We start from the raw sequence: 18,776 nt of genomic DNA, 5'->3' as shown, positions 1-18,776 counted from the left end.
CTCTTTCGTGGGTGCAACAGTGGGTGTATCGATAAAATGCGCCGGGCAAGACGCGGCAACGCCGCCATGCACATTTTATCAGCCGAACTTGCGCATGGCGTCCAGCGCGAGGCCCGCACCAATACTGCCGAACAAATCGCCTTCGACCTTGCGCGCGGCCGGCACCAGGGCGGCGATCTTTTCGCGCAGCAAGCGCACGCCGCTGGAGCCGCCCGTGAAGAACACGGTGTCGACGTCTTGCGGCGCCACGCCCGCGTCCCGCAGCAGCCGCAGTACGGTTTCTTCCACGGAACCGCACAGGTGACCGATGGCGTCGTCGAATTGCGTGCGTTTGAGCAACAGGCTTTGCGCGGGCGACAAACGGTCCAGCTCCAGCTGCACTTCGGCCGCGTCGGACAGGGCAATCTTGCCCTCTTCGACCTTCATGGCCAGCCAGTGGCCGGCACGCTCGTCGATCAGCGTTTGCAGCCGTTTCACTTTGTCTTGCTCACGCGCATCGCGGCACACGTCGGCCAGCTGCACCCAGATTTTCTTGGTGTAGGCCAGGTTGATCGTGTGCCAGGTCGCCAGGTTGAAATAATAGCTGGACGGCACCTCGCTATTGTTGTGCAGGCGGCTGCCATAGCCGAGCAGAGGCATGACGGAAGACAGGCTCAGGTATTTATCGAAGTCCGTGCCGCCGATGTGCACGCCGCCCGTGGCGAGGATGTCGTCGCGGCGCTCGGCCTTTTTCGCCCGTTCCGGCGACAGGCGCACCAGCGAAAAGTCGGAAGTACCGCCGCCGATGTCGGCGATCAGCACCAGCTCTTCCCTGGCGATCTGCGACTCGTAGTCGAAGGCGGCGGCAATCGGCTCGAACTGGAAGGCGACGTCCTTGAAGCCGACGGAGCGGGCCACTTCGGCCAGGGTGTCCTGCGCCAGCTGGTCGGCCTGCGCATTGTCGTCGATAAAGAAGACGGGACGGCCGAACACGGCGGACGAGAATTCGCGGCCGGCGGACTGCTCGGCGCGGCGTTTCACTTCGCCAATGAATTGCGCCAGCAACATGCGGAACGGCAGCGCGCGGCCGCCCACTTCCGTCTGGCCATCGATGAGACTCGTGCCCAGCAAGCTTTTCAGCGAGCGCATCAGACGGCCCTCGTAACCGGCCAGATAGCCGGCCAGCGCCGCGCGGCCAAAACTGACTTCCTCGTCTTCCGCATTGAAGAAGACGACGGACGGTAAGGTCGTCTTGCCATCTTCCAGGCCGAGCATGGTGCTCTGCCCGGGACGTGCCCAGCCTACCGTGGAATTTGACGTGCCGAAATCGACGCCGCAAGCATTGGCCATGTCGACCCTTCCCTGAATAAAGGGGCGTTATGTTATCAGAACGCACGCCATTGCACCAGCAAAACCCGTTCGGCCCGGTCAACAGCATAAGCTTGCTTTGCATCAAGTACCCGCCGCGCGCAAAAGCTACTCTTGGGAAATTGATGCCGAGCAACTCGGCAAGCTCCCGGAGACCATCATGCCCCTCGCCCCCCTGCGCCACCTGCCCGCCGCCAGCCTGGCAGCCTTCCTCGTGTCCCTGGCCGGCTGCGGCGGCGGGGGCGGCACCGATACGCAGGCGTCCGGCGGCTGCTCGCTGCACAGCACGGCAGGCTGCGGCGGCAGCCCGCCGCCGCCCATCAATCCGCCCGTCACGCCGCCCGTAACGCCCCCTGTGATTCCGCCCGTCACGCCGCCCGAGCCGGCCAGCCTGGCCAGCGCCGTCAACCTGGTGTTTTCCAGCACGGAACTGGCCTCGGCGGGCCTGGCCGGCGGCGAAGTGGCCGTCACGGCCCTCGTCAAGGATGGCGCCAACCTGGCCTTGCCAAACGCTAAGATTTCCTTTTCCGCCGATTCCGGCATCCTCGGCAGCGTCGATGCCGTGACGGACAAGAATGGCCAGGCGCGCGCCCTGCTGGGTACCGGAGGCGCCAACGGCAACCGCAGCATCACCGTGACGGCGAATGTGGGCACGCGCAGCGGCAAGGGCACGGTGGCCGTCACGGGCAGCAGCGTGGAACTGCTGGGACCGGCCGCCTTGATGCTGGGCCAGGGCGCCGACCTGACCGTCACCGTGCGCGACTCGGCAAGACGGCCCGTGGCCGGCGCCGCCATCGCCTACAGCACGGGCGCCGGCAACGGCGTGCGTGTCAAGGATGGCGGCGCGGCGCTCAGCAATGCGCAAGGCCAGCTGGTGCTGCGCCTGACGGCAGGCAGCCTGGGCAAGGATGCCGTGTCCGTCAGCGCGCTGGGCGCCGCCGCCACGCAAGCGTATGCCGTGGCCGGCAGCGACCTGCGCCTGAGTCCGGCCGTGAACCAGGACGCCAGCGGCGCGGACGTGCTGCCGGAAGTGGCGACCCTCGCGTGCCAGCCCATCGACGCGCGCTACGACAAGGCGGGCGTGGCGCAAGCGGGCAGCGTCAGCCTGTCGACCACGCGCGGCAGCCTGTTCAGCGACAGCGCCTGCAGCCAGGCCTTGCCTGCCAGCTTGATTTTCAGCAATGGCAACTTGCCGCGCAGCTATGTGCAGTCGGCCAACGCGGGCGTGGCCACCGTCACGGCGGCCGTGGCCGGCGGGCCCTCGGCGCAGACGCGGCTGGAATTCGTCGCGCCATTGAGCCCTGCCAGCAAGCTGGCCGTGCAGGCGGAGCCGGCCGTGCTGCGCGCCAATACGGCCACTTCGGCGGCCTCGGCCGACAGTGCCGGCAGCAGTATCAGCACAATCAGCGCCGTGGTGCGCGATGGCGCGGCGAACAACCTGGTCAAGAATGCGCCCGTCGTGTTTACCATCTTGAGCGATCCCAGCGGCGGCTACCTGCGTCAGGCGGGCCGGGTGCCGACGGGCAGCGACGGCCTGGCGCGCGCCGTGTATGTGGCGGGGCCGGCCGACAGCGGGCGCGACGGCGTGCTGATCCAGGCCCGCATCGAAGGCGCCCCGCAAGCGGCGGCCACGGCCCTCGTGCGCCTGACGGTGGCGCGGCAAGCGCTGTCGATCAAGCTGGGCACGGGCAGCCTGCTGCGCGAATATTCGGCCGGCGTGCTGCAAAAGGACTTTGCCGTGTTCGTCTCGGACAGCGCCGGCAATGCCGTGCCGGGCGTCGCCATCACGGCCGCCGCCTGGCCCAGCCGCTATGCCAAGGGATCTTACGTGTGGCAGGCGGACAAGCCCGAATTCCCCGACACGGGTGTCTGGCGCCTGGCCCTGCCCCGCTACAGCTGCGCCAATGAAGACGTCTTGCGCAACGGAATCTTTGACGCCGCCTACGACCGCAACGGCAATGGCGTGCTCGACCCGGGCATCCCCCTGACCGTCAGCGCCAGCGGCCTGAGCGATGTGCTGGGCATGGCCACCGTCACCATCAGCTATCCGCGCAACTTTGCTTCCTGGGTGGACATCGCCCTGACTGTGCGGGGCACCGTCAGCGGCACGGAAGCGAGCGCCACGGCGGATTTTCCATTACCCACCCTGGCCGGCGATTTCAGCGCCCGCCGCGTGGACCCGCCGGGACGCCTCAGCCCCTATGGCAGCGGCCCCTGCGACAGTCCTGATTGAGGGGCATGCATACCACTTGCCATTCAGTCATATTTTTTGCAACATGATTAAGAAAACAGTCTTGCTATACGGCAATCTTTTACGCTATGCTCATTCTGCCCGCCCAGGCCGCCACAAGCGGCCGGGCCTGCAGGAATACTTTGAGACAGGTTGCTTGCCAGACCAATATGCGAAAAAAGAATACTGTAGCCCGGACACCCGCCACCGCCACCCGCGCCATGCCCGGCGCCGGACGGCGCGTGACTTCGTATGACGTGGCCCTGCTGGCCGGCGTGTCGCAATCGGCCGTGTCGCGCTGCTTCAAGCCGGGCGCCAGCATCTCGCCCGCCACGCATGCCAAGGTCATGCAGGCGGCCATCAGCCTCGACTACATCCCCAACGCGGCCGCGCGCAGCCTGATCACGCGGCGCTCGAACCTGGTGGCCGTCATCATTTCCAACCTGGCCAATCTGTACTATCCGCAAGTATTGTCCGACCTGAGCCAGCAAATCGCCCGCCAGGGCAAGCGTTTATTGTTGTTTACCCTGGAGCGCGAAGCGGACGTCGGCAAGGTCTTGAGCGATGTGTGGCAATACCAGGTCGATGGCGCCGTCGTGGCCGCCTGCCTGTCGGACGAGCAGATAGCCGAGTTCGCCCGGCGCGACGTGCCGCTGGTGCTGTTCAACCGCAGCCCCCGCGAGCACGCCGTGCATGCCGTGCTGTGCGACCAGGCGGAAGCGGCGCGCCTGCTCGTCTCGCGCCTGGCCGAGGCGGGCCACCGCCAGTTCGCCGTCATCGACGGCCCCGGCGACTCGGCCGTGGCGCAGGAACGCAAGGCCGGCGTGCTGGACCGGCTGTTCACGCTGGGCTTGCCCGCGCCCATCGTCGTCAGCGGCAACTACGACTACGCCAGCGGCGGCCAAGGCTTGCGCAAGGTCATCGACCGCCTGGGCCGCGTGCCGGACGCCGTTATTTGCGGCAACGACATCATGGCCATCGGCTGCCTGGACACGGCGCGCCACCAGATGGGCATCCAGGTGCCGCTGCAGATGTCCGTGGCCGGTTTCGACGCGCTGGAAGCATCGGGCTGGCTCAGCTACGACATCACCACCCTGCGCCAGCCCGTGCAAAAGATGGCCGCCGATGCCGTCGCCATGCTGGGCGAGCTGATGGAACGGCGCGGCGGCATCGCCGAACGGCGCCGCTATTGTTCCTATCTGGTGGAGGGGAGTACGGCCAGGCTGACCAGCGAACCTCAGCGTTTCGGCATGATGGCCGCCGCCTGAAAACAAAAAACCTCGCATCGCTGCGAGGTTTTTGAGTTCTGCGGCAATGAATATCAACCGAAGATCTTGCCCTTGAGCATATTCAAGCCCTGGCTGACCAGGTCATTGCCTTCAGGCACCTGACCGTTCGGCGTCAGCTTGTCGATCAGCTGGGGCAGCAAGGCGGCCAGGCCGCCCGAGGCCGCGTCCGGGGCGACGCCCGCTTTTTCAGCGATCTGGGTGATCGTGTCGGCGCCCAGCGCATCCTTGATCTGGTCGCCGGAGACGGGCGCATTGGCGCCGGTGCCGATCCAGCTGGCCACCTGGTCGCCCAGGCCGCTTTCCTGGAATTTCTGCAGCAGGCCGGGCAAGCCGCCATGCTGGTTGACCAGGTCCATCACGCTGGCCATCAGTCCCGACGGGGCTTCCCCCTCCGCACCCTTGTTACCCAAAGCGCTCATCGCCTGTCCTGCAAGTTGATCTAGCAAACTCATCGTATTCTCCTGAACGCTGTCAATTGGTGCCGCATACAGCGGCGTCCGGTAAGGCCGGCGCATAGTCGCCGACACACACAACAATTATACTATATATAATTCAAATGCTATAATTACAATTTAACAGGCGGAACAAAACCAGGCTCGGCCTTAGCCTCACCCACCTCCATCATATTTAGTTCGGCACAACATGCAAGCGTAAATTGACGATTTGCAAAACCGTGTAGAATTAATTTTCCTACTTACTGAGGAGTATCAACACATGAACATCAATAAAGCGGTAGACAAAGCCTACGAAAAAAAGACGTTCAAGGAAATTGCCGATGCCCCCGTCGATGCGCTGCAAGGCGTGAGCGAGAAAGATGCGGAACTGCTCAAGCAGGCGTTCAATATCAAGACCGTGCGCGATCTGGCGAACCTGAAATACTCGAAGTGGGCGCGCGCCATCGTCACCCTGGCCGATACGGAAGAATAAACCGGGCCATGCCGCAGGCATTCCCGTCAGCACAGCCCGCCCCAGTCGGCGGGTTTTTTCATGCCGGCCCACTATCGGCTCGCAAGCCGCTAGCCGCGGGGAGGCGCCATTGGCCACGCCGCTGACCCTGCCCGGCATCTGCTGGCCCCTGCAGGCGAGCACGGGCCATCTTGCCGTCGCCACGTCCCACATCACGGGCCATTTTCGCGCCGGCGCGGGCGAGGACGCCGTCATCGTGTGCGATCTGCTGCCAGCCGGAAAGTTTCGCAATGGCGCGGCGCGCCACTGGTGCCGCACGCACCAGTGCTACTGGGGCACGCAGGCCGACGTGGCCGGCTGGCAGGCGTCGCGGCAGATGCGCTGCCGCCAGCACGCCAACCCCATGGGCTATGTGCTGTACCCGGAACTGTTCGACCCCGGCCGCTTTCACGCCACCACCTTGCGCCTGGGTTCCGACGGCTTGCTGCAACTGCGCGCCCTGGCCGATGACGGCGGCGCCCTGCTGGCGCGCGACGCAGCCGCGCTGGCCATCGATTGCCGCGCCCTGCCCGGCCTGTTTCCTCCTGATATCGTGCAACTGAACGTCACGCCGCCCGCCGCGCAGGCGTTCGCCGCCGCCTTGCAGGCTGGCGCACCGCTGGGCTGCAGCGACTGCGCCCGCTGCGGCCACCCGCACCTGGACCTGGGCGACTTCGCCCTGGCGCCGCACCGGCGCCACAGTTGCGGCCATTGCGGCCACGACGCCTCGCACAGTCCCGCGGCCATCGTCTCGACGCCCTTGTGGCGGCTGCGCCAACGCTACCCGCACTGGTTCTGACGCAATGCGTCTGAAGGTGCGCCCGCCCACAGTCGGCCTGGCCGCCTGTGCGTAGACTGGCCCCATCGCCACCAACAGGAATAGCGCCATGCCGCACAGCCCGCCACATGACGACAATAATCAGCCAGGCGAGGAAGGCGACCTGTCCGACCTGCTCAGCGAATTGCGCATCCTCTTGCCGGGTGCGCAGATGCTGACGGCCTTCCTCATCATCCTGCCCTTCAACGGCGGCTTCGCAAAGATCGTGCAGGCGGAAAAGATCGTCTTCCTGCTGACGTTTTTCCTGTCCATGACCAGCCTGGTGCTGCTCAGCGCGCCGGCCATCCAGCACCGCGTCATGCGCCCCCTGCAAGACCGCGAACGCTTCAAGCGCGTGGCCGACCGCATCATGATGTGCGGCGCCTTTTCGCTGGCGCTGGCATTTATCCTCGGCACCAATCTGGTGATGTCGGAAGTCTTCGGCCACCTGCCCGGCATCGTCGCCAGCGTGCTGATGGGCACGCTGATCGTCTGCATGTGGTGGCTGCTGCCCCTGCACTTGAAGCGCAGCAGGAAAATATAGGCGGGCTGGCGCTGCCGCCAGCGCTGGCTGACTAGCGAAAGCATAGCCGTTTTAATTTACTGCATGACAATATTGCCCTTCAACATGGCAATGCCCTCCCATTCCTTCGTCCAGTGGCGCCAGCGTGCCGGCCGCCGCGTGCCGCTGCGCTGGCTTGCTGCCATTAAATGTTGCCTCTGCGCCCAGCCGCCCATGTTAGTCTAGAAGCAATATTTTTCTTTTCCCAACAAGCGCTTGCGCCGCAATGAAAGGATGACAACTTGACTGCCGATCCCGACCAAATCAAGAGACAGCTTGCGCTGATGAACCTGCATGCGCAATCGACCAAGGAAAAAAAGCAGATCCAGATCATTGCGACGGCAACCCGCGAGATACAGACGACGTATGAGGATGCGCTGCGCACCTTGCACGACGAGAAATCAAGCGGCAAGGCCAGGAAGGATGCCAAGGACATCCTCGATGCCATCGACAAGAACCTGCCGGACATGGTCGACGCCATGCTGTCCGCGTCTGCCGCCTTCAAGGCGGGCGACCATATCAACGGCAGTGCCGCGCTGATGACTATCTGCGCTTCCGGCATGCAGATACTCGCCGGCTTCTCCGTCGCCGCCGGTCCGTATGGCGTGGCGTTTGCGGCGCTGTTTGGCCTCGTCGGCCAGCTCCTCACGTATTTCGGGGAAGAGCAGCCTTCCCTCAAGGACCAGATCATCGAGGCGATCAAGGGGCTGAACGCGGACGAAAAACTGCGCAATGCGCAAGAGCATGCCAATGTCGTCGACGAATATACGCGCACCGTGTATCGCATGCGGGCAGACCTGCCACTCCTGTTGCAACTTCCCATGAAAACGGAAGAGGACCTCAGGACGTTCCACAAAGGTCTCGATACCTGTCTCGTTTCCATCAACAAGGCGCACGACAAGATTTCCCTGCTATACAGGAAATGGGCGACCGCGGAATGGCTGAAGGACCCGAAAACCCAGGAACTGCCCCAATGGCCGGAAATCCTGGGCGTTTTCTGCCGCACCTACGCCGACTCCCTGCTCGCCAACATGGCCCTGGCATCCATGGCAAACCTTGCCGTGGTGAATCAACGGCTGGACGACGCCTCGAGCAAGAACCCGGACTACACGAAGTTCCAGCACCAATTCGACGCGATCTATGATCGTTTGATGATGCTCAGTGCCACCGTCGAGGCGATACCGAAGTTGTGGGACGACGGTAACGATCTGATCCTGCGCTTCATGCAGGCCGTCGAGCCGGTGGCCCGCGCGCGGGGACTGTTCGTCTACCTCGGCGCCAGTGCCAACAGGGACTTGAACAACGAGCATAACAATAGAAACAGGAACAAGTCCGACCTCTACGCTGCCACGGGTGGCAAGGTCATGGAGCCTGGCGACTGGACCCTGTTGCAAATGGGGCCTTACGACCGCGGCCACCGCTTCGCCATGAGCATTCCCGGAACATTCGCGGGCTCGCTGCAGGCCCGCTACCGCATCTTTTTTTGCCAGCACTGGGTATTGTCCGACAACGGAGACATGGAGCACGGCTGGGTAGACCCCGCCGCCGTCGACATTTCTGGCCGCGCAATGATTTCCCCGGATAAATTCCATGACGTCTGGGCCATCCCCTCCCCCAAGGAGCGCGATACCTCGTTCGTGTATGCGGCACGCAATGATGGCAACAGTGGCGCCGTCAAACTGTTTGCGATCGGTGCCAGCGACACCTTGAAGGAAATCGGCTGGAAAGCGACCACCAAATCCGGCATCGTCAATGTGCGCGCGCTTCACCACCCGCCCGCCACCTTGCCTGGCGATCCGCACGGGGACGCCATGCCGCCAGAGCTGCTGCAAGGCAAGGGAGAAGAGCATGCCATCCTGTATGGCGCGCTCGCCTCGTCCGGCGACATTTATGTCGATTATTTAAACACACTGCGCTACGTGCCGTCTCCGTGGGGCAGCTATGGCGGCATCGACGTCGACCCGTACTTTCTCTGGGTTTTCGGGCCATGGGGCATGGCGTGCGCCACGCACGCCTCGGTCATCAGCTGCCTGCGCGGGCAGATCGACAAGCCAAGGTGGATGACGCACTCGCCCGATGCGCTGATCGGCGACAGGGATGCCCATGAGGAAAACAAGTGGTGGGACAGGCAACGCAAGACCAGGACCTACCCGCCGCTGATCGGCATTCGATCGCTGTCCCCATGCAAGGATGGCACGCTGTTCGCCAGCATCCATCACCGTAGCGTGACGAAGAAGAGGAACGAAGACCATTGGCAGTTCGAAGTGCAGGATACGCCAGCGCTGTACACGGCCCGTTACAGCATCGATATCAAAAACGGACACCTGCATGTCGATTCCTGGAGCAAGCTGCCAGCCGAGCGGCAAGCGCAGCAAGTCCAGAAGCTGGCCATCCCCTGCTGGCCGCAGTTTGCGCGCCTGAAAGCGAGGCTGACGGATGTCCCCGTCATCGCCAAGGCTACGCCACGCGCTCCGCGGCCCGGCAGCGTCTGATGCCAGGCCGGTCAGGCGGGCGCCCCGTCAGGCCAGCGCGCCCGCCTGCTCCAGCAGGGTTGCACGGAAGATCCCCACCAGCGGACGCAGATTCACCTTGTGCCAGGCCAGCCACAAGGGCGTGCGGTAGCTGAACCAAGGCAACTCGCGCACGACGACGCCGGCCGGCGCGTGCTGGCGCAGGCTGTGCTGGATCATGGCCATGCCCAGCCCGGCCGCCACCAGGCCCAGCGCCGTCAGCGGCTCCGTCGCTTCCATGCGGATATCGGGCGTAAAACCGGCGCGCGCGCAGGCGGCGATGAAGTTATCGTGTTTCAGAACGCTTTCCTTGTGCAGCACGGCAATCCACTCCTGGCCCGCCAGGTCGGCCGGGGTCAGCTCGGCCTTGGCCGCCAGCGGGTGCGTCTGCGGCAAGGCCAGCAGCATGGGGTCGCTCAGCACCTGCGCGCAGTCGAGGTCGGGGTCGTTCGGCAGCGGCGGTTCGCACAGCAAGGCGATGTCGAGACTGCGCTGGCGCAAGCCCTCGATCTGCTCGGCGGAATGCAGGTTGTACAGCGCCACGTGGACTTGCGGCCGCGTGGCGCGCAAGGCGCGCAAGCCGTCAGGCAAGACGCCCGCATGCATGGCGTTTTCGATGTAGCCGATGCACAAGCCGCCCTCGTCGCCCCGTCCCAGACGCTTGGCCAGCGCTTCCAGCCGGTTCCCGTGGGTAATAAAAGCGCGCGCTTCGGCCAGGAAGGTATGGCCGTCGCGCGTCAGGCGGATGCGCTGGGCGCTGCGCTCGAACAGGGTCAAACCGAGCTTGTCTTCGAGCTGGGCGATTTGCCGGCTCAGCGGCGACTGGGAAATATGCAGGCGCTCGGCAGCCCGTCCCACATGTTCTTCCTCGGCGACGGCGATGAAGTATTGCAATTGGCGTATGTCCAGCATATCAGACCTTTAAGGACTCAAGTTGCGCCAATTATGTCTTGGACAGGCTTAACTTGTCCAGCTATTCTGTCTCCATTCGCTCACTCATTGAAGGAAAAACACCATGACGATCAAACACTTACTGACAGGCAAACTGGGTTTCGGCACGGCGCCGCTGGGCAATATGTTCCGCAACATTCCCGAAGCAGAAGCGCTGGCCACCGTCGACGCCGCCTGGGAATCGGGCATCCGCTATTTCGATACGGCCCCGTTCTACGGCGCCGGCCTGGCCGAACTGCGCCTGGGCGCCGCCCTGAAGCAGCGCCGCCGCGACGATTACGTGCTCAGCACCAAAGTCGGCCGCCTCATCCTCGACGAGCTGGAAGACCCGGCTGCCCGCGAACTGGGCGAAAAAGGGGGATTGTTCGAATTCGGCCGCAAGAACAAAATCGTCGACGACTATTCGGCCGACGCCACCCTGCGCTCGATCGAAGACAGCCTCAAGCGCCTGGACACGGACCGCCTCGACATCGTCTGGGTGCATGACATCGCGCAAGACTTCCATGGCGACAACTGGCTGGCGCAATTCGAGATTGCCCGCACGGGCGCCTTCCGCGTGCTGACCCGCTTGCGCGAAGAAGGCGTCATCAAGGCCTGGGGCGTGGGTGTAAACAAGGTGGAACCGCTGGAACTGACCCTGGATTTAAGCGAAGCGCAGCCCGATGCCTTCCTGCTGGCCGGGCGCTACACCCTGCTCGACCATGAACGGGCGCTGCAGCGGCTGATGCCGGCCGCGGCAAGCCAGAACGTCGACATCGTCGTCGGCGGCCCCTACAGCTCGGGCATCCTGGCCGGCGGCGCGCACTTCGAATACCAGAAGGCCTCGCCCGAGATCATTGCCAAAGTGGAACGCATCAAGGCCATTGCCGCGCGCCATGGCGTCAGCGTGAAGGCGGCCGCCCTGCAATTTTCCTTGGCCAATCCGGCCGTGGCCGCCGTGATCCCCGGCGCCAGCCGTCCCGAGCGCCTGGCCGAAGACCTGGCAGCCTTGCACAGCGTCATCCCCGCCGCCTTCTGGCACGACATGCGCGCCGAGCAGCTGGTGGCGGCCAACGCTCCGCTGCCAGCTGGCGCCAACTAATATAGACAAGGAACTTACCATGGCACACACCACCACCTCGATCGACATCGCCGCCACGCCGGAAAAGGTCTGGCAACTGATCGGCGGCTTCGACTCGCTGCCCGACTGGCTGCCCTACATTCCCAGCAGCACCTTGAGCGACGGGGGCCGCATCCGCCACCTTGCCACCCCGGCAGGCGAGGTCATCGTCGAGCAGCTGGAAGCGTATGACAACACGGCGCGCAGCTACAGCTATTCGATTCTGCAGGCGCCGTTTCCCGCCACGGATTACCTGTCGACCCTGCAGGTTGAACCCCTGGCGGGCGGCGCTGGCGCCCGCGTCACCTGGTCCGGCCGCTTCATGCCCGTGGGTGTGAGCGAACAGGAAGTAACCGACTTGTTCCACGGCATCTATGTAGCGGGCCTGGAAGCGCTGCAGCAATCCTTGGCGAAGTAAGGCGCAGCTAAGACCATTTCCGCCACAGCCAGGTTTTCTTCGCTTGCCCTGTGGCGGAAACGCGCGCATTCCGTGTTATCGTTAACAACAAGCGCCATCGCTGTTGTGTGCAATGCAGCAGATTTTAGCCATCGCCCAGCAGAGCTTGCCCGAATCTTTTACAATGTTGTCCTTGGGCAGTTGTTATAGCCCGAAAATACCGGCCAGCCGTCGACTCTGGTGGCGCATTGCCACTTCCGGCCGGGCCACAGCGCGCCTCTCCACCCAGTCACATCCTTACCCAACCAACAAGAATATGCACGCCTCCGTAGACCCATTGATTCCGCGCGTCACCGCGCCTTTTGGCGCTGGCTATGCCGACCTGGCCCTGGCCATCGGCGGCCTCGCCATCGGCACGGGCGAATTCGCCTCCATGAGCATCCTGCCCGTGGTGGCCGACGACCTGGGCACGACCTTGCCGCAGATGAGCCACATGATCAGCGCCTACGCGCTGGGCGTGGTCATCGGCGCGCCCCTGATCACCATCTTCCTGGCGCGCATGCCGCGCCGGCTGATGCTGATCTGTTTGATGCTGATGTTCGCTGGCGGCAACTTGCTCAGCGCCATCGCCCCCAACTACGGTTTGCTGGTCGTCGCCCGCTTCGTGGCCGGCATCCCGCATGGCGCGTATTTCGGCGTGGCAGCCCTGGTGGCGGCCGCCCTGGCCGAACCGGACCGGCGCGGCCAGGCCGTCGCCCGCGTGCTGATGGGCTTGACGGTGGCAAATATCTTCGGCGTGCCCCTGGCCACGTACATCGGCCAGACCCTGGGCTGGCGCTCGGCCTTTTTGCTGGTCGCCGCGCTGGGTTTATTGACCATGCTGATGGTGCGCATCTTCGTGCCGATGGTCGCCGCCGGCGATTCGAGCCCGCGCCGCGAACTGGGCGTGTTCCGCCGCCTGCAAGTGTGGCTGACCCTGCTGATGGTGGCGATCGGCTTCGGCGGCATGTTCGCCGTCTACACGTTTATTACCCCAACCTTGCTGGAAATCACGAAAGTCTCGCCCCTGGTCATCTCGATCCTGCTGGCCATCATCGGCGTGGGCATGACGGTGGGTAATTTGATCGGCGGCTGGCTGGCCGACCGCTCGCGCCTGTGGACCATCTTCGGCGTGCTGCTGTGGAACGTGGCCGCGCTGGCCGCGTTTACCTATACCAGCAGCAATGTCTGGTTGACTGCGATCAACCTGTTCGCCATCGGCGCCGGCATCGCCGTCGCCCCGGCCGTGCAGACGCGCCTGATGGACGTGGCCGGCGACGCGCAAACCGTGGCCGCCGCCCTCAACCATTCCGCCTTCAACATCGCCAACGCCCTGGGCGCCTGGGCCGGCGGCATCGCCATCGCCATGGGCATGGGCTTGCGCTCGACGGGCTGGGTGGGCGCCATGCTGGCCTGCGGCGGCATCGTCGTGCTCGGTATTTCCGTGCTGGTGGAAAACCGCAGCCGGAATGTGGGCGGTGTGCAGCCGGCTTGATGCTTGTGCATAGGTAGGATAATTTTCTCTGTATAGTTATCATTTCCTATATCATGAATATAGATCGGATCTCGCAACTCCTGCGCATCCGATTTCTTTACATGATGAAGCGTGCAGCCATGAACGAAGCAGTCATCGCCAGGTACAAATCTGAAAGCTGGCATCTGTGAATACAGCGACCATCTTCATTGACGAGGTTCTCGGACGGGCGCAGCAAGGCATAACCGAGCCATTTATTTGCCGAGGCGACGACGGAGCGATTTACTTTATCAAAGGCAAGGGGGCTGGTCGACGCAGCCAGATTTGCGAGTGGGTCTCGGCGCAGCTGGCGACGGAATTTGGCCTTCCGATTGCAGAATATGCATTGGCAGAAGTGGCTGAGGAACTCATTGAGGCAAATGCATTTCCCAATATCAGCCAACTCGGCAGCGGGATAGTATTTGCCTCGAGAGAACTTCCACATCCACAAGAGCTGACAGCGATCACACGAGACCTTGTGCAGGATCAACTGGCAAGCGATGTGTTGGTTTTTGATTGGTGGTTGCATAACGAAGATCGTCATTTGACCGAACGTGGCGGCAATCCTAACTTGCTTTGGGACATGCAGAACTCAGAATTGGTCGTGATCGACCATAACCAAGCGTTTGATCGGCATTTCAATCCGAGCAACTTCCTGAAAACGCATGTGTTTGCGAGCAGGTGGAACGACATTTTTAGCGACCATCTTCAACGCGAGCACTACGCAGGCAAGTTAGAGGCAATTCTGCGAAGATTGGCGGGCATCCGTGCTAACATACCCGACTCTTGGTGGTATGTTGATGATGGCGTACCAGCAGATGTGACGTGGGATGAAATCGAGACCTGCCTGCAGCGTTGCTGCCAAGAAGATTTTTGGAATACCCCATGAAAAAGTTCGCCTGCCAATATGCTCTGTTGCGATTTCGCCCGTTTGTGGAAACCGGAGAGTTCGCCAACGTCGGTATTGCGCTGATCGCCCCCGAAGCGCGCTTCTTTGGTTTCCGCATATTGAAGCGGTATGGCCGTATCACGCAATTCTTTCATCAGCTTGACCGTCAAATCTACCTGGATGGCCGCCAACTTTTTAAAGAAGAGATGGATCGCTTCGCTCTCGAGCTTCGGCGCTTGGCATTGGATGGCAGAAAGACGCAGCCCGATGTAATGCTCGCAAGAAATCTGTTTGCTGAAGTGGTTCGCCCACGAGAAGCGATGCTGCAGTTTGCCGATCAGCGCGTCGTCCTGGCCGAAGATCCCAAGGCCAAACTTCTGCAGCTATTTGATCATTATGTCGAACGCAACTTTGTAACCAAAGAATATCAAGAGCGTTTATTGGAAAACAATGTTCGCAAACTTCTCTTCAACGCGCAAGTCGGCGCACGATATCAACGTGAAAAGGTTGGCACGGAAGATTTCGCCGTAAATTTCCCCTTTGTCGCTATGGTTGAAGGCAAAGCTGAGCGGGTGATCAAGCCGCTTTATCTTGCCCAAGGCGATAGCACCAAGATCCTCACACATGGCGGTCAATGGGTCGACAGAGTACGGCGCTTACGCAAACGCAATGCACTACCACCAAAAGTACTGTTCCCGGTTACTCAACCGGCAGCCAACACCAAGCCTTATCATGCATTCCAGGAGATTAGGCAAGACTTGCTGGCTGAAAATGTACAGGTCGTGGCTGCGGACGATGAGCGTCAGATTCTCAAGTTCGCTACCGATAGAAGCTGACAATAACGACTGAGAATAGTAGCGACCTTGAAGATAGCGGTAGTGCGCGAGCGTGCCGGATTGCCATGCATAAGGCACAGAGAACATTGACAGGCGTCCTACTCCGCAATGGCAAACGCCACCGCCGCCTCGCAATGAATGGCCGTGGTATTAAATAGCGGCAAGTCGACATCGCCGGGCTTGATCAGCAGCGGTATTTCCGTACAACCCAGGATCACGCCCTGCGCGCCTTGCCGCCGCAGTTTCTCAATGATCTCCAGGAAAATGTTCCGGCTGGCGCCGGTGAAGATATTCTGCACCAGTTCCGTGTAGATAATCTCGTGGACGGCCTCCTGGTCGGCCGCATCGGGCGTCACCGTCGCGATGCCCTGCTGCTCCAGCGCATCGTGATAAAAGCGGCCCGCCATCGTCTGCTTGACGCCCAGCAAGCCGACCTTGCGCACGCCCGACTGTTGTACCCGCTTCGCCGTTTCCTCGACGATGCTGATAAAAGGCAAGCCGATGCGCGGCACGACGGCCGGGGCGAAACGGTGGGCGCCGTTTGCGCACAGCAGGAAGAAATCCGCACCCATGCCTTGCAGGCGTTGCCCTTCCGCCACGAGGAATTGCTCGATGGCGCGGGAATCGGGCTGCGCCGCATGCGCGACGAAATCGGCCTGGTCGATGCTGACCAGCATGATGCGCGCGCTGTGCGCGGGACCGATGCGCGCCACCAGCATTTCATTGAGCAAGCGATAGTATTCCAGGGTGGAAGCCCAGCCAATGCCGCCGATTAAACCTATCGTTTTATGTTGCACGTCTATTTCCGTGAAAAAGTTGCATAAATCATACAGCGAAAAGCGGCAGCCTTGCGCTTCCCATCATGCGTCCAGCCAGAGAAAAAATGCTTTATCCGCCGTGGCGGATCGATGCCAATTCGATTGCAATTCCATTAGGAAGCCGGCCAGGTCGAAGGGATTGACCTGCGAACCGGCCCACGGCGCGGTTTTTGCCCACGCCACGGCGATATCCGACAAGTCGTCGGCCGCCATGCCACCGATCGCCTGCGCTATGGCGTCCGTCAACACGTAAAGCTCCCGCCCCTGCACCAGCGCAGGCCGGAGAACAGGCGCTGTCGACTGTGTCAACAATTGCCCAAGTGACATAAAATCCAGTTCGCCGGGCAAGGTGATGCCGGTGACGGGAAACGTGCCAGCTGGCACATGCGCGCATCTCGGCATCGGAACAGACAAAGATATCGATTTTCTTCATCGTTCGTTCTGCATCAGGTAAGGCTCACATCGTGCCGGTTCGACGTCACGCGGGAGTATCGCTGCTCAAACTCGGCAGCACTACCGGCCTCGGACCATAAGCCCGCAACGTAATTGAACTCCCGCTCGAACGGCTGCTCAAAGTCGGGCACGTCCGTCGCATACTCGCAATTGCGGCTCAGCATGACCAGCCAGTCCGGGTAATCGAGCGCCGGGTACAGGCGGGTCAGGATGGCATCGAGCGACGTCACGCTTTCCCGGCCCGCCAGGTAGGCGGCGCGCAATTCGACGATGTATTTTCCCGCCAGGAAGTGGTCACTGAGCCGCTGTGCGCCCCGGTAGCGCTCGATGATGGCCTCGGCCAGCGGCAGCACCTCATCGCGGCCGCGGGCACTGGCCAGCAGCACGACGTCCAGGTCGTCGCCTTCCTGGTCCAGGCGCAAACGCTCCACGGCCCAGTCCACGCAACGGTCCGCCGTGGCGTAACCCATGCGCAGCTGGAAAACGGCGATTTCAAGTTCTGTCAGTTGTTCCATGCGTTCATTTGACTTACGAATACCATTCTCACCCCGTTTGCAGCATCTGTTGCAGCACCGCATCGAGCTCATAAAAATCCACGGGCTTGGTCAGGTGCAAGTCAAAGCCCGCGTCGGACGCCAGTTGGCGGTCCTTGTCCTGGCCCCAGCCCGTGACGGCCACGAGGATGGCGTGCTGGCCGCAGGGCTCGCTGCGCAACAGCCGCGCCACGTCGTAGCCGTTCATGTGCGGCAAGCCGATGTCGAGCAGGATCACGCGCGGCATAAAAGTTTGCGCCGCCGCAATGCCCGCCGCGCCATCGTAGGCCGTGCGCACTTCATAACCGAGGATGTCGAGCGCCAGCGCCAGGCTTTCGGCCGCGTCGGCGCTGTCGTCGATGACCAGCACCTTGCCCTCGCGCGTGCCGGCCAGCAGGCGGCGGTTGGGCTCGGGCGGCGCTTGCAGCGGCACGGCGGGCAGCGGCAGGCGCAACTCGAACGTGCTGCCCTGCCCCACGCCGTCGCTGCGGGCGCTGATGCTGCCGCCATGCAATTCGGCCAGGCCGCGCACGAGAGACAAGCCAATGCCCAGGCCGCCCTGGGCGCGCGACAGGGCCGGCTCCAGCTGCGAAAACATGTCGAAGATGGTATCCAGGTGTTCGGGCGCGATGCCGATGCCCGAATCGCGCACGGTAATGTGTACTTCGTTATCCGTGCAAGCCACTTCCAGCCCGATGACGCCGTTGGCGGGCGTGTACTTGACGGCATTGGTCAGCAGGTTGGCGATCATCTGCCCCAGGCGCGTGGCATCGGCGTCGAGCCAGATCGGCTGCGGCCATTGCTCCACGTGCACGCTGTGGCCCGACTGCGCCGCCAGCTCCGCCACGCTGTGCAGGGCCGCTTCCACCACGGGCGCCAGCTCCACGCTGGCGCGGCGCAATTCCAGGCGCCCCCGCGTGATGCGCGACACTTCCATCAGATCGTCGACCAGGTGCGTCATGTGCCCCACTTGCCGTCCCAGCACGTCGCGGGCCCAGCGCAGCTGCGGGTCGTCCAGCGGCGCCAGGCGCAGCACTTCCAGCACGTTGCGCATGGGCGCCAGCGGATTGCGCAACTCGTGCGCCAGGGTCGCCAGGAACTCGTCCTTGCGCCGGTCGGCGGCCGCCAGCTGCTCGTTGAGCTCGCCTGCTTCCTTGCGCGCCAGTTGCAGCTGCTGCTCGTATTTGCGGCGGTCGCTGGCGACAAAGACGGCGATCTCGTCATAACGCACGCCCTCGTGCACGCGCCGCACGGCATTGAACAGCATGGGGATGGATTGCCCGTGGCGCTGGCGCATGTCGAGCAGGATTTCCGATACGCTGCCCTGCACCTGCATCAGCGGCAACCAGTGCGTCTGGTGGAACACGCGCCCGCCGATGGTCAGCAAGTCCTGCAGTTTCTTTTTCCCGAGCAATTCCCCGGCGCCGTAACCGAGCCAGCCGCAAAAGGTGACGTTCGCCTGCACGATGGTGCCGTCGGCCGTGCACAGCAGCAAGCCGCAGGCCGCGTGCTGGAACAAGGTATGGGCGTCAGGCAAGGAAGGCATCG

Annotated in this window: 18 protein-coding genes; 11 read left to right on the top strand and 7 right to left on the bottom strand. The window is 62.8% G+C overall.

Features of this window, described 5'->3' with window-relative positions:
- Positions 1-78: 78 nt before the first annotated feature.
- On the bottom strand, positions 79-1,329 hold the full coding sequence (locus tag AC1RJW_RS16750) for an Hsp70 family protein (RefSeq protein ID WP_493045930.1): 1,251 nt from the start codon (positions 1,327-1,329) through the stop codon (positions 79-81).
- Positions 1,330-1,507: 178 nt separating this feature from the next.
- Here AC1RJW_RS16750 and AC1RJW_RS16745 point away from each other — a divergent pair, with 178 nt between their 5' ends.
- Positions 1,508-3,580, top strand: a complete 2,073-nt coding sequence (locus AC1RJW_RS16745; RefSeq protein ID WP_493045929.1) for an Ig-like domain-containing protein — start codon at positions 1,508-1,510, stop codon at positions 3,578-3,580.
- 167 nt (positions 3,581-3,747) lie between these two features.
- Positions 3,748-4,845: a LacI family DNA-binding transcriptional regulator gene (locus AC1RJW_RS16740; RefSeq protein ID WP_493045928.1), complete on the top strand. Its 1,098-nt coding sequence runs from the start codon at positions 3,748-3,750 to the stop codon at positions 4,843-4,845.
- Positions 4,846-4,898: 53 nt separating this feature from the next.
- On the opposite strand, the gene AC1RJW_RS16735 is transcribed toward AC1RJW_RS16740, so the two are convergent.
- Complete coding sequence (locus tag AC1RJW_RS16735) at positions 4,899-5,318, bottom strand: YidB family protein (protein ID WP_131686128.1); 420 nt, start codon at positions 5,316-5,318, stop codon at positions 4,899-4,901.
- 262 nt (positions 5,319-5,580) lie between these two features.
- Here AC1RJW_RS16735 and AC1RJW_RS16730 point away from each other — a divergent pair, with 262 nt between their 5' ends.
- From AC1RJW_RS16730 to AC1RJW_RS16715, 4 genes are all read left to right on the top strand, one after another.
- A complete protein-coding gene (locus AC1RJW_RS16730; RefSeq protein ID WP_034751103.1) occupies positions 5,581-5,793 on the top strand; it encodes a hypothetical protein in 213 nt (70 codons plus the stop codon).
- Between the two features lie 109 nt (positions 5,794-5,902).
- Positions 5,903-6,610, top strand: coding sequence for a hypothetical protein (locus AC1RJW_RS16725; RefSeq protein ID WP_493045927.1), 708 nt, complete (start codon positions 5,903-5,905; stop codon positions 6,608-6,610).
- A gap of 88 nt (positions 6,611-6,698) precedes the next feature.
- On the top strand, positions 6,699-7,172 hold the full coding sequence (locus tag AC1RJW_RS16720) for a DUF6328 family protein (RefSeq protein WP_493045926.1): 474 nt from the start codon (positions 6,699-6,701) through the stop codon (positions 7,170-7,172).
- Positions 7,173-7,432: 260 nt separating this feature from the next.
- Positions 7,433-9,682 carry a hypothetical protein gene (locus AC1RJW_RS16715; protein WP_493045925.1) on the top strand — a complete coding sequence of 750 codons (2,250 nt, stop codon included), beginning with the start codon at positions 7,433-7,435 and terminating at the stop codon, positions 9,680-9,682.
- A 27-nt stretch (positions 9,683-9,709) separates the two neighbouring features.
- On the opposite strand, the gene AC1RJW_RS16710 is transcribed toward AC1RJW_RS16715, so the two are convergent.
- Entirely contained in the window at positions 9,710-10,612 is a 903-nt protein-coding gene (locus AC1RJW_RS16710; protein ID WP_493045924.1) for a LysR family transcriptional regulator, read from the bottom strand.
- Positions 10,613-10,715: 103 nt separating this feature from the next.
- Here AC1RJW_RS16710 and AC1RJW_RS16705 point away from each other — a divergent pair, with 103 nt between their 5' ends.
- From AC1RJW_RS16705 to AC1RJW_RS16685, 5 genes are all read left to right on the top strand, one after another.
- Positions 10,716-11,732 (top strand): aldo/keto reductase, encoded by a 1,017-nt coding sequence (locus AC1RJW_RS16705; RefSeq protein WP_493045923.1) that lies wholly within the window; start codon positions 10,716-10,718, stop codon positions 11,730-11,732.
- 19 nt (positions 11,733-11,751) lie between these two features.
- Complete coding sequence (locus AC1RJW_RS16700; protein ID WP_493045922.1) at positions 11,752-12,168, top strand: SRPBCC family protein; 417 nt, start codon at positions 11,752-11,754, stop codon at positions 12,166-12,168.
- 295 nt (positions 12,169-12,463) lie between these two features.
- Positions 12,464-13,681, top strand: a complete 1,218-nt coding sequence (locus AC1RJW_RS16695; RefSeq protein ID WP_083287090.1) for an MFS transporter — start codon at positions 12,464-12,466, stop codon at positions 13,679-13,681.
- A 166-nt stretch (positions 13,682-13,847) separates the two neighbouring features.
- The gene (locus AC1RJW_RS16690; RefSeq protein ID WP_493045921.1) at positions 13,848-14,588 is read left to right on the top strand and encodes a HipA family kinase; all 741 of its coding nucleotides are present in this window, start codon (positions 13,848-13,850) and stop codon (positions 14,586-14,588) included.
- Positions 14,585-15,424, top strand: a complete 840-nt coding sequence (locus AC1RJW_RS16685) for a DUF3037 domain-containing protein (protein WP_493045920.1) — start codon at positions 14,585-14,587, stop codon at positions 15,422-15,424. Before AC1RJW_RS16690 ends, AC1RJW_RS16685 begins: the two co-directional genes overlap by 4 nt.
- Positions 15,425-15,522: 98 nt before the next feature.
- Here AC1RJW_RS16685 and AC1RJW_RS16680 read toward each other — a convergent pair whose 3' ends face one another.
- The 4 genes from AC1RJW_RS16680 to AC1RJW_RS16665 all read right to left on the bottom strand — a co-directional run bounded on the left by AC1RJW_RS16680 (position 15,523) and on the right by AC1RJW_RS16665 (position 18,774).
- Complete coding sequence (locus AC1RJW_RS16680) at positions 15,523-16,221, bottom strand: aspartate/glutamate racemase family protein (protein ID WP_493045919.1); 699 nt, start codon at positions 16,219-16,221, stop codon at positions 15,523-15,525.
- A 63-nt stretch (positions 16,222-16,284) separates the two neighbouring features.
- The gene (locus AC1RJW_RS16675; protein ID WP_493045918.1) at positions 16,285-16,590 is read right to left on the bottom strand and encodes a hypothetical protein; all 306 of its coding nucleotides are present in this window, start codon (positions 16,588-16,590) and stop codon (positions 16,285-16,287) included.
- 98 nt (positions 16,591-16,688) lie between these two features.
- On the bottom strand, positions 16,689-17,210 hold the full coding sequence (locus AC1RJW_RS16670) for a hypothetical protein (RefSeq protein ID WP_493045917.1): 522 nt from the start codon (positions 17,208-17,210) through the stop codon (positions 16,689-16,691).
- Between the two features lie 28 nt (positions 17,211-17,238).
- The gene (locus AC1RJW_RS16665) at positions 17,239-18,774 is read right to left on the bottom strand and encodes a hybrid sensor histidine kinase/response regulator (RefSeq protein WP_493045915.1); all 1,536 of its coding nucleotides are present in this window, start codon (positions 18,772-18,774) and stop codon (positions 17,239-17,241) included.
- Positions 18,775-18,776 lie beyond the last annotated feature (2 nt).

The sequence above is a fragment of the Janthinobacterium sp. GW822-FHT07A03 genome (assembly GCF_058798815.1).
This window is presented reverse-complemented; position numbering and strand designations above follow the sequence as displayed.